This window comes from Prevotella denticola, from assembly GCF_900454835.1.
In the GTDB taxonomy this organism is placed as follows: Bacteria; Bacteroidota; Bacteroidia; order Bacteroidales; family Bacteroidaceae; genus Prevotella; species Prevotella denticola.
The window spans coordinates 383,701-397,729 of sequence record NZ_UGTM01000001.1 but is presented as its reverse complement, the minus strand read 5'-3'; the positions used below and the strand labels follow the sequence as shown (position 1 = coordinate 397,729).

At 43.3% G+C, this 14,029-nt stretch carries 8 protein-coding genes and 2 pseudogenes; 3 read left to right on the top strand and 7 right to left on the bottom strand.

The window, feature by feature from the left end; genetic code table 11:
- Positions 1 to 17: 17 nt before the first annotated feature.
- Both DYH27_RS01660 and DYH27_RS01655 read right to left on the bottom strand, forming a co-directional pair.
- Complete coding sequence (locus DYH27_RS01660) at positions 18 to 614, bottom strand: DUF4840 domain-containing protein (protein ID WP_240337396.1); 597 nt, start codon at positions 612 to 614, stop codon at positions 18 to 20.
- Between the two features lie 209 nt (positions 615 to 823).
- Positions 824 to 1,723 carry a helix-turn-helix domain-containing protein gene (locus DYH27_RS01655; RefSeq protein ID WP_025068178.1) on the bottom strand — a complete coding sequence of 300 codons (900 nt, stop codon included), beginning with the start codon at positions 1,721 to 1,723 and terminating at the stop codon, positions 824 to 826.
- A 406-nt stretch (positions 1,724 to 2,129) separates the two neighbouring features.
- On the opposite strand from DYH27_RS01655, the gene DYH27_RS01650 reads away from it, so the two are divergent.
- From DYH27_RS01650 to DYH27_RS01640, 3 genes are all read left to right on the top strand, one after another.
- Positions 2,130 to 5,456 carry a leucine-rich repeat domain-containing protein gene (locus tag DYH27_RS01650; RefSeq protein ID WP_025068179.1) on the top strand — a complete coding sequence of 1,109 codons (3,327 nt, stop codon included), beginning with the start codon at positions 2,130 to 2,132 and terminating at the stop codon, positions 5,454 to 5,456.
- An 8-nt stretch (positions 5,457 to 5,464) separates the two neighbouring features.
- Positions 5,465 to 5,656 (top strand): hypothetical protein, encoded by a 192-nt coding sequence (locus DYH27_RS01645; RefSeq protein ID WP_025068180.1) that lies wholly within the window; start codon positions 5,465 to 5,467, stop codon positions 5,654 to 5,656.
- A gap of 360 nt (positions 5,657 to 6,016) precedes the next feature.
- Complete coding sequence (locus tag DYH27_RS01640; protein ID WP_025068181.1) at positions 6,017 to 7,318, top strand: alpha-L-fucosidase; 1,302 nt, start codon at positions 6,017 to 6,019, stop codon at positions 7,316 to 7,318.
- Between the two features lie 227 nt (positions 7,319 to 7,545).
- Here DYH27_RS01640 and DYH27_RS01635 read toward each other — a convergent pair whose 3' ends face one another.
- The 5 genes and pseudogenes from DYH27_RS01635 to DYH27_RS01615 all read right to left on the bottom strand — a co-directional run bounded on the left by DYH27_RS01635 (position 7,546) and on the right by DYH27_RS01615 (position 13,821).
- Positions 7,546 to 10,200 carry a TrlF family AAA-like ATPase gene (locus DYH27_RS01635; protein WP_004351686.1) on the bottom strand — a complete coding sequence of 885 codons (2,655 nt, stop codon included), beginning with the start codon at positions 10,198 to 10,200 and terminating at the stop codon, positions 7,546 to 7,548.
- A gap of 13 nt (positions 10,201 to 10,213) precedes the next feature.
- Positions 10,214 to 10,408: pseudogene (locus tag DYH27_RS01630) on the bottom strand (type I restriction enzyme endonuclease domain-containing protein); the annotation flags it as partial.
- Between the two features lie 52 nt (positions 10,409 to 10,460).
- A complete protein-coding gene (gene dinD, locus DYH27_RS01625) occupies positions 10,461 to 11,309 on the bottom strand; it encodes a DNA damage-inducible protein D (protein ID WP_004351667.1) in 849 nt (282 codons plus the stop codon).
- Between the two features lie 377 nt (positions 11,310 to 11,686).
- Positions 11,687 to 12,945, bottom strand: a pseudogene (locus DYH27_RS13645) (VapE domain-containing protein).
- Positions 12,946 to 13,395: 450 nt separating this feature from the next.
- Positions 13,396 to 13,821 (bottom strand): DUF6078 family protein, encoded by a 426-nt coding sequence (locus tag DYH27_RS01615; RefSeq protein WP_025068182.1) that lies wholly within the window; start codon positions 13,819 to 13,821, stop codon positions 13,396 to 13,398.
- Between the last annotated feature and the right edge of the window lie 208 nt (positions 13,822 to 14,029).

Below are 14,029 nucleotides of genomic sequence, written 5' to 3'. Positions count from 1 at the left end.
ACACACTGCAAGGAATGTCACTTTGCGTCCGACAGGAGATAGAAATAATCAAGCCCCTTGTAAAATTCGCTCTGCACCTTGTCATCAATGATCACGCCACCCTCAATAAGGCGTATACCGACCTGTTTCTTTGGCGCATAGAAGCCGCCGAACGTCAGGTTGCGTCTGAAAGCGAAACCGATGGCTACTTTGTGCGTCTCGCCGCCATAGGTCAGTTTACCCAGTTCAACCTGGAACGGTGCCACATCAAACAGAATCGGATTCACACTGTAGATATTGAAAGCACACTTGATGTCCCGGGCAGGCAGAGCCTCCACGGCCTTCTTCAGCTCGAGATTGGTGATGTTGTTGGCCAGCATCTTGCTGGGGAAATTCCTGACCAGCACCGTAGAGTCCGACCTGATTTCCCAGGTAGTGCGCAGGGAGTCTTTCTTCTCTATCTTGCCGCTTTTACTGTCACTGGTATGAGAGAATAGCCATCCCTGATAGTTCCCCTGAATAGTCAGGAAAGCTGCTTTCAGCTCTGCCTGTGGAATCTGTTTGTCTTCGTAGTCATCACTCAGACAGGACGTGAAAGACAGAGTCGTTACGAGTGCAAGAATTAAAATAAACAACTTGTTTCTATTCATTGTAGTAAGTTTTGGTTATCACATTTAAGTTTATTGCTCGCAAATTTACACATTCCCTGCGTATTTCCCACACAATAACTGTTAAAAAACAGGATAGGGCCGTTTTCTTGGCAAGGAAAAAGCCACAGACAGTTACAATCTGCAGCTACAACAGATTGTAGTAAGCATGACAATGGAACTACCCAACAGTCCGCCTACACTTCTTTGTTCCTACGATATTCATTGGGCGTGCAGCCCATGCGGCGTTTAAAGAACTTACAAAGCGAACTACTGGAAGCGAAGTGGAATCTATCTGCCAATTCCTTAAGCGACTTGTTACTGTAGCGAAGTTCCACCTGTATACCGATTGTTATCGTCTTGTCTATCCATTCGCGTGCCGTCTCTTCTGTTTCGTCCTTGACCACCAGTCCCAGATAATGCGGTGTGACGCAGAGCCGAGAGGCGTAGAACGACACCTCGTGATGCTCCCGAGCATACTCGTTGACCAGCTGTATAAATGACTCGGCGAGCTGCCTGCTACGCGACAGGTTCTCGTGTGCCCTTTCCCCCTGTGATTCGTAAAGTGCCTGTACGAAGCGGAATACAGAAATGAAAAGCGCATTCAAGGGCTTTCTGTCAAATGACTCATGGATGGCAAGAGTATATAATATGCGGAGATAGTCGTGCCACATATCCTGTTCTTCCTCTGACAGGTGCAGCATGAAGTGCTGGCATGGAGAAAGGAACACCTGAGGCAGATAAGCTCCGAAGATTTTCTTCAGATACTCCTCCGTCATGAGAATGCCCTCGAAAAAAGTGCCGGGACTGACGGTATCTTCCGTCAGCTCTGTCCCCCATCCGGCAAAAAACAAGTCGCCTTCCCTGCAGAGATACTGAGCAGAATGAACGACAGGTTCACAGCTGCCCGATTTGACGACCCCCATACGGACGAACTGCATACACATGGAACCGTGTTCTTCAAGTTCTGACACGAAGAACGGACTACAGCCCGTAGAAACTACATAGTCACGGCCTACATAGGTCTGACCTTCGTCATCGTTCGGACTGTACCGTATCAATTCTTTCAAGTCGCCAAGTGAGTACCTCTTTGTCATTTTACTATTTGAGGGTAAGTGAATGTTTAAAATTGAAAATATGTATATCTGCAGTATCTTAACATGGCATCCTTACTAAATGTGTCGGATGATCCCCCGAAAACAGATGGATGTAAAGGTACGAAATTACAATTTACCCCCCCCGATTTAATATTTATTAACTAAACTATAATGTAGTTGCCAATATTCTATGCAACATAAAAGACCGTTGGGAACATACCTGCCAGCCAGAAGGAACATCTCTGACAGTAGAGATAACTTATATGATGTTTGGGAAAACTGACGAATTCAATATTTCATCTATCTTTGCAGTCCCATTAACCAATAAAGACAGCGACAACTTCAATTGTCAGGCAACTATCAGGTATTGACAAAGAGAGAAGATTATCATTTATCAAGTAAAAATATGACACAAATCAGAAAAAAGTTTATGACGCTTTCATTGTTTGCAATAAGCGTCACAGGAGCTTTCGCCCAGGCGGTAGGCTCTGATTTTAAGGTGGGAGAAATCACCTACACCGTTACCAAGAACGACCTGCAACACCATTCAGACAACTTTGTCTCAGTTGCACATATTGACGGAAAGGGAGACGTTACGGTTCCATCAACGGTTACACATCCGGAAAATCATGAAGTTTATAAGGTAAAGGAATCTACAAACTGGACGAGCTGCAGCGATGACATTACCAGCCTGACATTTTCAGAGGGCTATACAACAATGAACGACGGCTGCTACCGGTGTGCCAAGAGCCTGAAAAAAGTAACGCTGCCAGCCAGCTTTACCTCCTTAGGAAAGAATTGCTTTGAGAACTGTCCGGCTTTCGTTGAATACAAGGTGGCTGATGGAAATCCCACCTATTCCAATAACGCTGACGGGTGGCTGATCAGTAAGGATGCCAAGACGCTGGTGTCTTTTCCATCCGGAAAGCAAGGCAACGTCAACATACCGGAAGGTATCACCACACTGGCACCGACAGCCTTCATGGTATGTAAAAAGGTGGAGAAGATAACGCTGCCATCGACACTTACAAAAATTGACCAGACCCTGAGTGCATCATTTTTTGCTGTAGGAACATGGTTTGAAGTCAGCACAGCGAATCCGGCTTTCCAGTCTATCAACGGGGTACTCTGTTCGAAGGATGGAAAGACACTTGTCACATTCCCGGCACACTATGCGAAAGAAAAACTTACAGATGGAAAGTACACTGTTCCTGCATCCGTCGAGACCATAAACAGTGAGGCTTTCTGCCAGACGGAAGACTATCTTAAGGCGGTAGACCTCAGCAATACCAAGACCCTTGAGAAAGAAGCTTTCAACTGGGCAAACGGATTAGAGTCCGTGACCATCGGACGATATGTCAGCGACATAAAGGGCGGTGCTTTTCTCAGCTGTCCAGTTCTGAAGCGGTTTACTGTAGACGAGAACAATGTTACCTACAGTGGAAAAGACGACATTATTTATTCCAAAAATCAGGAGAAACTCATTCTCTGCCCTACGGCGAAGGAGGGAAAGTATGACATCCCGGAAGGAACAAAGTCTGTTGAGGAAAAGGCTTTCTATAATTCGCATCTGAAAAAAGTAAATTTCCCATCTTCCCTGGAGTCGATAGGCAACGAGAGTTTCCGCTTCTCATATCTTGAACAACTTGATTTTGGAGAAAATTCCCATCTAAAACATATTGGAAGCGTAGCATTTTCCGATTGTAAGGACCTTACGGGCAACGTTACCATACCTGCGACTGTAGAAGTTGCTGAAGGCCAGCTGTTCAACTATACGAAAATAAGCAGTATTCACATTGCAGCCGGATCAAAACTGAAACAAATTGCATGGGGCGGATTCATGTATATGGGAGAATTGGAACAGTTCATATTTGATGGGGAGAACAGCCTGGAGTCTATTGGGGAAAGAGCATTCGATGGCGATTCTAAACTGAAAAAAATTGAAATCCCCTCTGGTGTGACGACCATTGACAACAGTGCTTTCATCAACACACCATCCTTGGAGACCGTAACTTTCAAAGAACCGGCAACTATCACTTCCATTGGAAAAGGTGCTTTCGGTAACAGTGGTATCAAGAGCATCACACTGCCGGAAAGTGTAAAAGAAATCAAGGAACAGGCTTTCGACAACTGCAAGAATCTGAAAACCATCAGAATCCCAAAGAATGTCAACAATATAGAGACAGGTGCTTTCAACTTCTGCGAGAAGCTGGAGAACTTTGATGTATCCCCTGACAACGAAACCTATTCTTCCGTGGACGGCATACTCTGTTCCAAGGACAAGAAAACCCTCAAGACCTTCCCGGCAGGAAAGGCTGACAGCAGGTACACTTCACTGCCTTACTTTGAGAAGATCGGTGCCTATGCTTTTTACAATAGCAAGAACATCACCAACATTACAATTCCGCGTACCGTCACGACTATTGACACCCGTGCATTTGCCCTCTGTGACAACCTCTCCTCGCTCAGTTTCATGGGGAAAGACAATGTCCCGGAGCTGTCAGAAAACATCATGTATTCATCTCCAAAGCCTGGAAACGTATATATCTACGTCAGAAAAGCATGGTATGAAAACGATGCAAACAAAGCAACCGTCGAGACGTACAACGGTATCTTCAAGGAGGTTCACCCATCGTTCATTGTGGAAAGCGGCTACGACCGTGGACTGGAGTTCTTCCCGACATCCAACACTGCTGCCGGAGTCGTCAGCTTTGCCGAGCCGCGCATGTCTGTCATCATCCAGAAGACAGCTACCGAGAAGGCATATACTGACAAGTACAACAAGCAGTGGAATGAGAAGACCTACGATGTAAGTGCCATTCTCGACTTTGCTTTCGAGGCTTCGACACCTTCCGTGAAGATGGTTACCGTACTGGCTGACATCAGCAATATTGGCGTAGAAGCTTTCAGAGCACCGACACTGAACGAACTTTACTTCGTCGGTGATGTTCCGGCAACGCTGAGTTCTACTGCCTACAACCTGCCCGACAAGTATCCGTTCAAAGAAGGACTGACGGTCTATGTGAAGCAGTCGAAACAGAACGACTACGGTTATAAGTGGAATGTCGATGGACATGGTGTCTGCTTCCAGTGGCAGATTCCGGCCAAGACGCTTGCCAGTCGTGCTACAGCCTGCTATCCGTTCGATGTCGTCTATGACAACACAAAGGATGTAAAACCGTATGTTACCCTACGTCTGGACCCGAATAACTTCAACGCAAGACATCTGCAGGATGGTACTGCTTTCGTGTGGTCACGCAGCATTGACGACTATACCGTTCCGGCCTTTCAGCCGGTTCTCCTTGTCAGCAAGCAGAGTGCAAATGTCGAATCTTACTGTCAGATGAAAGAGACACAGAATGCCGCTGCCATCGACAAGACCGGATACACTGACTATATGCTGGGAACAGTTGAGGACACCCATCTGGAGAACAAAGACGGCTACACACTCTATGGACTGTCAAAGTCGGGGCTCTTCAAGAAGATTGCAGCCGCAGGCAACAACCTCACATGGTTCAAAGCCTATCTGAAAATCCCAAATACAGACATCCCGGCCGGTGCAAAAAGCATTGCCTTCCTCTTCGAAGATGAAAACAATACGACTGACATTCAGGAACTCAATACGGCAGCCGAGACAGGCAAAGCACCTTACTATGACCTGAACGGCATCAAAGTGGAGAAACCACAGCACGGCATATACATCCACAACAACAAGAAAGTCGTTATCAAATAAGCAGAATTATGAAGAAAACATATATACAACCACAGACCGAAATCATCGAGGCTGCCTACGGTGAGCCTGTGATGGAATGGACCAGCACGAAAGTTACTGATGATGAAATAAGTGACGATGACTTCAATGCAAAGGAAAATCCTTTCCCGGATTATGGGAACGGAGACCAGTCACAGCATTGCAGTCCTTGGGAAGATTAGGCCATCTTCCCAATAAAAAGCATATTGCCCACATCCTGTCTTCTATACAGCGGTGTGGGCGTTTTGCTGTCTGAACATTTGCACCACTCCGGTGAAATCAAGCTCTTTCAGACCGAATCACACAGTCGGACTGTACCCGAGAAACAGGACAAATCTATCCAAATCATAAAAAACGGCTTGGTTTTAAACCTAAATGTTTTAGAAAGACATAATGACGGATTGAGCTGGCTTGGAGGAAAACCTCAAATCTCAAACCTCAAACCTCAAACCTCAAACCTCAAAGTTAACCCGATTTCCCATACATATCTGCCGGACTTTTATTATCTTTGCCGACAGAAACCTAAACTATAAATTCGTAACATGAAGAAGACCTTACTATTGATTGCCGCCCTGCTGATCGGCTTCTGCAGCATGGCACAGGAAACGTACAAGCCGACAGCAGAGAACCTCAAGGCACGCGAACAGTTCCAGGACGAGAAGTTCGGCATCTTCCTGCACTGGGGACTCTACTCGATGATCGGTGCGGGCGAATGGGTGATGACAAACTGGAACATCAACCACCGGGAATACCCCAAGCTGGCAAAAACATTCTACCCCTCCGAGTTTGATGCCGACGCATGGGTATCAGCGATAAAGGCGGCCGGCGCAAAATACATCACCATCACCACACGTCACCACGACGGCTTCTCGCTCTTCAAGACGGCGACCAGCACATACAACACCGTGGACGGGACACCGTTCAAACGGGACATCATCAAAGAGCTGGCCGCTGCCTGCCAGCGGCACGGCATCAAGCTGCACCTGTATTACTCGCACCTGGACTGGGGACGGGAGGACTATCCGCAGGGACGTACAGGACTGGGGACAGGCCGGGACAAGGAGAAAGCCGACTGGAACAGCTACTATCATTTCATGAATACCCAGCTGACGGAGCTGTTAACCAACTACGGTCCTGTCGGGGCTATATGGTTCGACGGCTGGTGGGACCATGACAGCGATGCAAAACCGTTCGACTGGCAGCTGACGGAGCAGTATGCCATGATCCACCGACTGCAGCCACAGTGCCTCATCGGAAACAACCACCACCAGACACCCAACGCCGGCGAGGATATTCAGATTTTCGAGCGTGACCTGCCGGGCGAAAACAAGGCTGGACTGTCGGGACAGGACATCAGCCGTCTGCCGCTCGAGTCGTGCCAGACCATCAACGACCACTGGGGCTATTCGATTACCGACAGCAACTACAAATCGCCGAAAGATCTGATCCAGATGCTCGTCCGTGCTGCCGGAAAGAATGCCAACCTCCTGCTCAACATCGGCCCGGAACCGGGGGGTGCGCTACCCTCCCTTGCCCTCGGCCGCCTTCAGGCTATCGGTAAATGGCTGAACCAATACGGCGAAACCATCTACGGCACACGGGGCGGCATCATCGCCCCACACGACTGGGGAGTGAGTACGCAACGGGGCAACAAACTCTACATCCACATCCTAAACTGTATGGACTCCAGCCTCTTCATCCCTACTGGCAACCACAAAATCAAGTCTGCCACTGTCTTTGGCATTAACAAGCGTGTCAACTTCACAAAGACTGGCAACGGCATCACCCTCAATTTCGACACCGTCCCTACTGATATTGATTATATCGTTGAGTTGACATTGTGATGTAGGCATTTAAGATTATTAGCTTCCAAAAACAACCCGCAGCAACTACTTTAATCGCTGCGGGTTTATTTATGTATAAGTATGTTTTTCTTCCTCAAATATATGCTGCACTGATTATCAGCAATTTACATTAATATGATACAAAATATTTCCTTAATTTGAGTAGTACTAATTAGATAAACGTATTGGATGTTATCACTATAGTTACAGTTTACAGCATTATATATTTAAAATCCATAAACATTTTTTCTCTGCTTAAAAGCTGATTCTCCCCCTTCTAATATTTGACAGCATTGATTTATAGTAGCTAAATTATCTACAGAACCAGCATTATCAACTATAGAGCGTACACTAGTGCTTCTAAGAGGAATTATGAGTTCAGCGTCGCCAAGAACAGCGATATTTGGATTGTGTGTTACTATTATAACCTGGCGATGTTCTTTAATCTTCCTTAAATTCGAAACAATTGTTTTAAATATAAATTCACTATCAAGATTATCTTCAGGCTGATCTATCAATAAAGGTTTATTACTATCTGACAACATCAAGATTCCTAATAGAACGGATTGTTGCTGCCCTAAAGAAAGCTGAGAGATCGACTTTATAATAGGTTTATTGCCCCCACCATCTTGCTGTATGAATTTTGTTACTATTATTTGCGGAAGATCATCATATGACAAACACTCTAAATCTTCATAATGATTGTCTTCCAATATATTAAAGAAAATATTTTCTATATCTGCGTCTTGTAATAGCCTTTCTCCATTATACGAAATGTTACGAAATATTTCCATATTTTTATCCTTCACAGCGTGGATAAATTCACTTATAGAAATATTTGAAGCAATAATTTTCGCTTTAGAAACTTGAGAAGTACGCCATCCCATTAGAGATTTCAAGACTTCTTCAAACTCTGGAGAATAGCGCGATTCTACATATTTAATAGAAATAGAGAAGTCATCAATAGACGACTTTAAATCTTTGTTTACCTTTTGAGCAAACGAAAGATGCGACCTGTATATTTCTTTCCTGTTATTCTCTCTGTTTTCTAGTATTTCCTTACGTTCCCTCTGTAACTCGCTTAACTTTTTTTGGTCTTCATTTAATCGTTTTACTTTTTTATCATAATCAACAATATCCTTAGATATTTGATTAATTTTACCTAAATCAAATGGGATGCCTTGCTGAGTTAGTTCTATTTTTTTTGCATCAATTTTACTCTGAATTTCAGCTTCCTTTGCCCCCCACAATTTCAATTGCTCCTTTAATTCATCTATTTTTTTCTGTAGTTCACTATTTAGTTCGGTAGATTTTTGAGCAACAAGTTTACTGAAATCATCTACAATTGATTTCACACTTTTAAAATACTCTTTTCCGACAATGACCTTAGCATCGTCCATAGATGCAACATCTCTGAACAAGGAATTATCCCCTAATATCTCACGATATGTTTTAACAAGCTTATTTAATTGATCTATTAGAGTTTTTCTAAATTCCCTTTCCTGTATCAAAGCATTATGAAATTTTACAATATCCGCTGCTTTGGTTTTCTCTAATTCTTTTAACTTATTTTGTTCGTTAGTTAAAGCTTTTTTGGCTTCAGGTAATGCAGCTAAGTTTATACGCAATTTCTTCATTTCACTTTGGTTGGACCTCAATAGATTAATGTACTCATTATCTTGTTGATGAAATGAATCCAAGTTTAAAAAAGAATCAAGGAAATCTATAATGACTTTAGGGTTTTCATCACTATGCTGTAAAGTACTGGCGGTATCTCCTTGTCCGTAACTTTCTATAGGAATTAGAGCAACGCCATTATTGGGATCTGTACAATTAACAACAGATGCATTCTTTTCTCTTCGTAGAGAAATTGCTTGACCTGCCTCATCAGAATAACTAAGCAATATATTCTGTGCCCAAACCTCAGAATCACAAAGTTTTGAATTTGAGGAATTACCAGAAGTCTCTCGTATTGATTCAAGAAGTGTTGATTTTCCAGTTCCTCTACTACCAATGATACAGGTTAGATTAGGACTCAAATCTATATCTAATCCATTTAAAAGGCCTCCTTCTATTTTTATGTGTGTAATGGTGGGATGTTGCTCTGGTATACATTCTTCCAATCTAACTCTAGATTCACTACTTAGCAGTGCAAGGCGAAAAGAACGAAATGTTAATGTCGGCATTTTAATTCTAGTGAGCCTATTTTCTCCTTCAGCATTTTTTCCTAGTTTATCTAGAGTATGAGAATCTGAAGACATCAACTTTGCAAAATTACGATGCAATTGATTATTTAAAGTTGTGCGCCATAAATCTAGCAAATGTTTATGTTCTGGCTTATCATCAAGATCTGTAAATAGATTAACATCTCTTTTGTCCGTTATTTCTAATCCTAAAAGATTTTCGCATTTAAATATTTGATCCATCTGTGGACCGTAGCGATTTATTGTTTTTTCGAAACCAGACTCAAGAGTAATATGCGCAAGAATACCAATTCCGCCGTATTGGTTTGCAAAATTTAAACATTCTGCTATTCCTTGATAACAAAGAGATTTATCGTCGTTAAAAGTTAGTTTGCCATAGAATTTTTGCAAATCATCTGGCGTGTCAAAATACAGCAAAAGATGTCCTTGAGTCGTACTGACCTCTATTCCTGGAATCGCCAATATATCTATGTTTTTGTCTTTAGCATAATTAACTGCATAAAGGCTATTCAAGAATTGATTATGATCTGTTATACTTATTATTTTCAAGCCTTTAGTTATTGCTGTTTCAACAATAGCTTGTGGAGTGTTTGATGCGTCAGTTACATCAAAAGAACCAGATCCTCCATAAGAGTGGATATGTAAATCTGCCTTATAAAATAATGCTCCTGCATTCATATTATTTTATATTTTATGGTTCTGCAACCATTTGTATGTCTTCCTCGTGAATTTCATATATCTTGGTTGATTTTATTGAATAATTCTCTTGTTCATTATCCGTCCACTGCTCGCATTGTTTGATGACAGTTTCCAATGCATTGGCAATTTCCTTTGGTGGATAATGATATTTCTTTAGAAGATAGTTGATTATTCTGTGCATATCAGCACAGGATTAATTCTTCTTTTGCAAAGATATAGGATTAAGAAATTACAAACTCTCACCTTTTATACGTATCTTTCCCTCGCTTGTTTATTAAAGCTTTCTTTTCTTCACTCACCAACCTCCTTTCTACCTTTTTAACGTCTTCCGCTGGAGGCAGATTCTCTGGTATAATCCCACGTTGAATCATCATTTGCCGAACAGCTTTATTATTTTCAATATGTTCATTACTGATTTGACCTTCTCCATATAAGTCCTTTTGTTGCACATTGACGTTAGTCATCTCAGCTGCAAAATCTTTCGCTTTAATACTGATAGTCGGTAGGAAATCAGCAACAGGTCTACTTGCAGGCACTCCCATCTTCTTTTTCATTTGTGCTGTACTCAAGCGAAACAATGCCTGATCTCCTTTAGAGCGGATTACAGCAAAGCCTTTACTGTCAACACCTCTTTCATAGAGAATGCCAGATAAATGCTTTTCTGTCTCTTGCAGCTTTGTACGTGCTTTCACACGTTCTATCTCCAATAGCCTTTGCTCTATTAACTCAGCCTTACGTGTCTGCATCGCAAAATAGGTTTGTGCAAATGCTATCTGTTCTTTACGTGGGTCACCATTTTGTGCAATTAAGTAGCAGGCATAGCGAGTTAAGAGAATATCATCAATCTCTCTTTCTGATCCTGACCCAAGATTAACCATTTTCCTGACGTCAGGAAAATGGTCAGAAACCAAACTCCCTGCATTTTCACAAGCAATTCTGGCTTTATCTATTACTTTCGAGAAGTTCTCCCATTTAGAATAACCCAAAAGCAGCTGAAGTTCGCGTGCACTCCAACATTCAATCCCTTCGACCTCTACAGCCACAGCTTCAAAGCCATTGTATAATTCTTGAATTACTTCTTTTTTCATCATATCAGTTTTGTAGCTTTTATCTCATTCATAGCAGCAAGACTTAGAACACTTTGTAGCTTAGATATTAAATATCTCACACTTTATCTCCATTTACGAACAAGAAAATATATAGTGTCCTTGCACTCTTTCATAGATGAGTTTTTAGTTACACTTCCCATTAACACGGGTAACACCTTGCAAAGATAATATAAAATATTTATATAAAGAATAAAGAGAAAAGGTTTTTTACAAAAAACATTTCATACTGAATGTCAATAAAGCAAACATAGTTTTGTTTTTAGTTGCTGTCACTTTTAACACTTCACGCAACCGAAAGATTATAAACTACTTATAACGCATCGAAGCGTGACAGCAGTGACAGCAACTTTGAAAGTTTATTCAGATAGCAACTGACGTTTTAAGTTAGGATTGACGGACTGATCCGTACAGCTACGTATCGCCACCAAATACTCTGTGCCGTGCGAAGAATGCTTACTGTGGAGGTTCGGGATATTGGCAAGGACACGCCCGAAATGGGAGAGGCTTGTCAGGTGTAGCTGACTGCCATATCGCTGACGGAGCAGACTGAAGATGGAGGCAGCTGTCATATAGGCACCCTTGGTCAAGTCCTTAGGGATGGAAAAGCACTCGAAGAAGAGAGCCTCAGCAGGGGTGCGCTGTTGATATTGCACGTTGTTTGCCATAATCTCCTGGGTGTCAGCCTCATCAAACCAGTAACGCCTACCAGCCTCAAGTTCGGCAACCGCCTGTGCATAAACCTGCTCATAGTCTATGCGGTCAGGCAGACGGATTGGACCTGTCAGCGTAACCGCTATAAAACGACGGCAGCCACTGGGGTCGCTAAAGACATCCGAGACATTTGCTGTGGCGATGAAAGAGGCAATACGTGGCAGCGTGACTTGCTGTTGGCGGTAAGGCTGACGGAGTTTCACACTTGCAAGCTGCATAACATTTTTCAAAAACCGTCCTGCATCTTGGCAGACAACGTATTAAACTCATCAATATTGATAAGTAACGACTGTGTCATTGCCCGCAGCGTGTTCTGCTTCTCACTGATGACAAGGTTGTCATTATAGCCCCACTGCAACACTTCGGGTAGCAAACGTTTACAGAAGGTAGACTTCCGATAGCCTTGTCGTGAGATGAGTAGCGGTGCAACACTGTTGCCATGTGCATTATCCAAGCCCATCCATTGCGCCACCATCGCAAGAAACCACGTGTGAAACCAATCTGCCCACCGTGCATTGTCATTGGGTACACAATTAGCCAAAGCATTGATATGGTCCTTTCCGTCCCATCGCCCACGCAGACGATTCAGGAAGTCGTCCACAGGATTAAAAACCTTGACAAAGTCCGACTCCGTATATCGTCGGATATCCTTGTCCCACACATCAATTCCATCAAGTCGCGCCTTGATAGCGATAGTATTGCGCATGCGTTCATCCGCTGCCACAAAAGGTTCGTTACTGCCCGCCTTGCGGATTTCCGTACAACCTAAGGCCGTATTATGCCGCATTTCATACTTCAGCTCAAGATAGTCGAGCAGGCGGCAGGTGATGTCATGTTTCAGTTTTCCAGCCTGTCGGTTACGCTGGTTTTCAGCTTTGATTTTCTTAAGATTCTTAATTTTCATAGGAAAAAAGAGTAAAAAAGTTAAACTGTTATTCTGTCTTTCTCTTACCCTGTCTGTCATTCCGTCTTTATCTTGGCTCACACAGAGAGCACGGAGAAACAGAGGACAGAACCTGCACAGAGAAACCTAAAGGTATAAGGAGCGAAAAGATCCGTAGGAAAAAGTTAAGCTGTTATTCTGCCTTTTCTTATCCTGTCTGTCATTCTGTCTTTATCTGCACAGTATTTGGTTCACACAGAGAACAGAGAAACGGAGAAATTATTTTTAAGACGCATACCAACACTAAGTGTGTCAGTAGCAAACACGATTCGTGCGGAGCGTTAACACCAAGGAAACAAGACCTCCTTAACAGCCTGTCAACCCAACTCCTTTACACTAAAGTTAACTTCTCCATTCTTTCAGAATAAGCTAATGCCTTAACTCCTATCACTCCCTTTCACTCCTTAACTCTTAATATTTCCAGCTCGTCCGGTAGTTGTCATAAACACGTGGAGCAGTATAGCCATAACGCCGGAAAAGCCCGTCTATCCATTGCTGCTCTTCCTCACACAGCTTATTGAAGCCCCGGTGATAGCGATAGTACACAAAGCGGCTTCCGAAATACGCCTCTATCTCACGGCGCAGAGGGCGGTAGTCACTGTGCTTCACATCGTCGAAGAGATGCGAGAAGCCCCATGCCAGCCGTTCCGTCTTCATGGCATGGAACTCCTGACAGCTGTCCCCGGTCCGTGCGGAGGGGAGAACCGTCAATGCCGAATGCTGGTTAACAGGAAGTGACCTGCCCGCATGATGGCGCAGACACTGTTCTTTGAGAATACAATCGTGCATAAAGCACACTGCCCAGTCATTGGGCACGTTGGAAAAAACTGTACACATAAATAGATTGGTTTAAAAGAAAAAAACAAACTGGAAGACCCTGTCGGTTTGTAGATAAAGCACGTCCGGCGTACTGTTGGTCTTCCTGGTATCTGCCTGCAAAGATACAACACGGAGATACCCCTTGTCAAGTTTTTCACGAATTATTTTTGTCTGCTGTCACTCCCGTCACCCGCCATCAGCTTATAAACAACTGAATATTAACCAA

Bases quoted from the DNA above. Each gene is read 5' to 3' on its own strand.
- DYH27_RS01645 (WP_025068180.1), top strand. From the start codon at position 5,465: ATGAAGAAAACATATATACAACCACAGACCGAAATCATCGAGGCTGCC.
- DYH27_RS01640 (WP_025068181.1), top strand. From the start codon at position 6,017: ATGAAGAAGACCTTACTATTGATTGCCGCCCTGCTGATCGGCTTCTGC.
- DYH27_RS01615 (WP_025068182.1), bottom strand. From the start codon at position 13,821: ATGTGTACAGTTTTTTCCAACGTGCCCAATGACTGGGCAGTGTGCTTT.
- DYH27_RS01635 (WP_004351686.1), bottom strand. From the start codon at position 10,200: ATGAATGCAGGAGCATTATTTTATAAGGCAGATTTACATATCCACTCT.
- DYH27_RS01650 (WP_025068179.1), top strand. From the start codon at position 2,130: ATGACACAAATCAGAAAAAAGTTTATGACGCTTTCATTGTTTGCAATA.
- dinD (WP_004351667.1), bottom strand. From the start codon at position 11,309: ATGAAAAAAGAAGTAATTCAAGAATTATACAATGGCTTTGAAGCTGTG.
- DYH27_RS01655 (WP_025068178.1), bottom strand. From the start codon at position 1,723: ATGACAAAGAGGTACTCACTTGGCGACTTGAAAGAATTGATACGGTAC.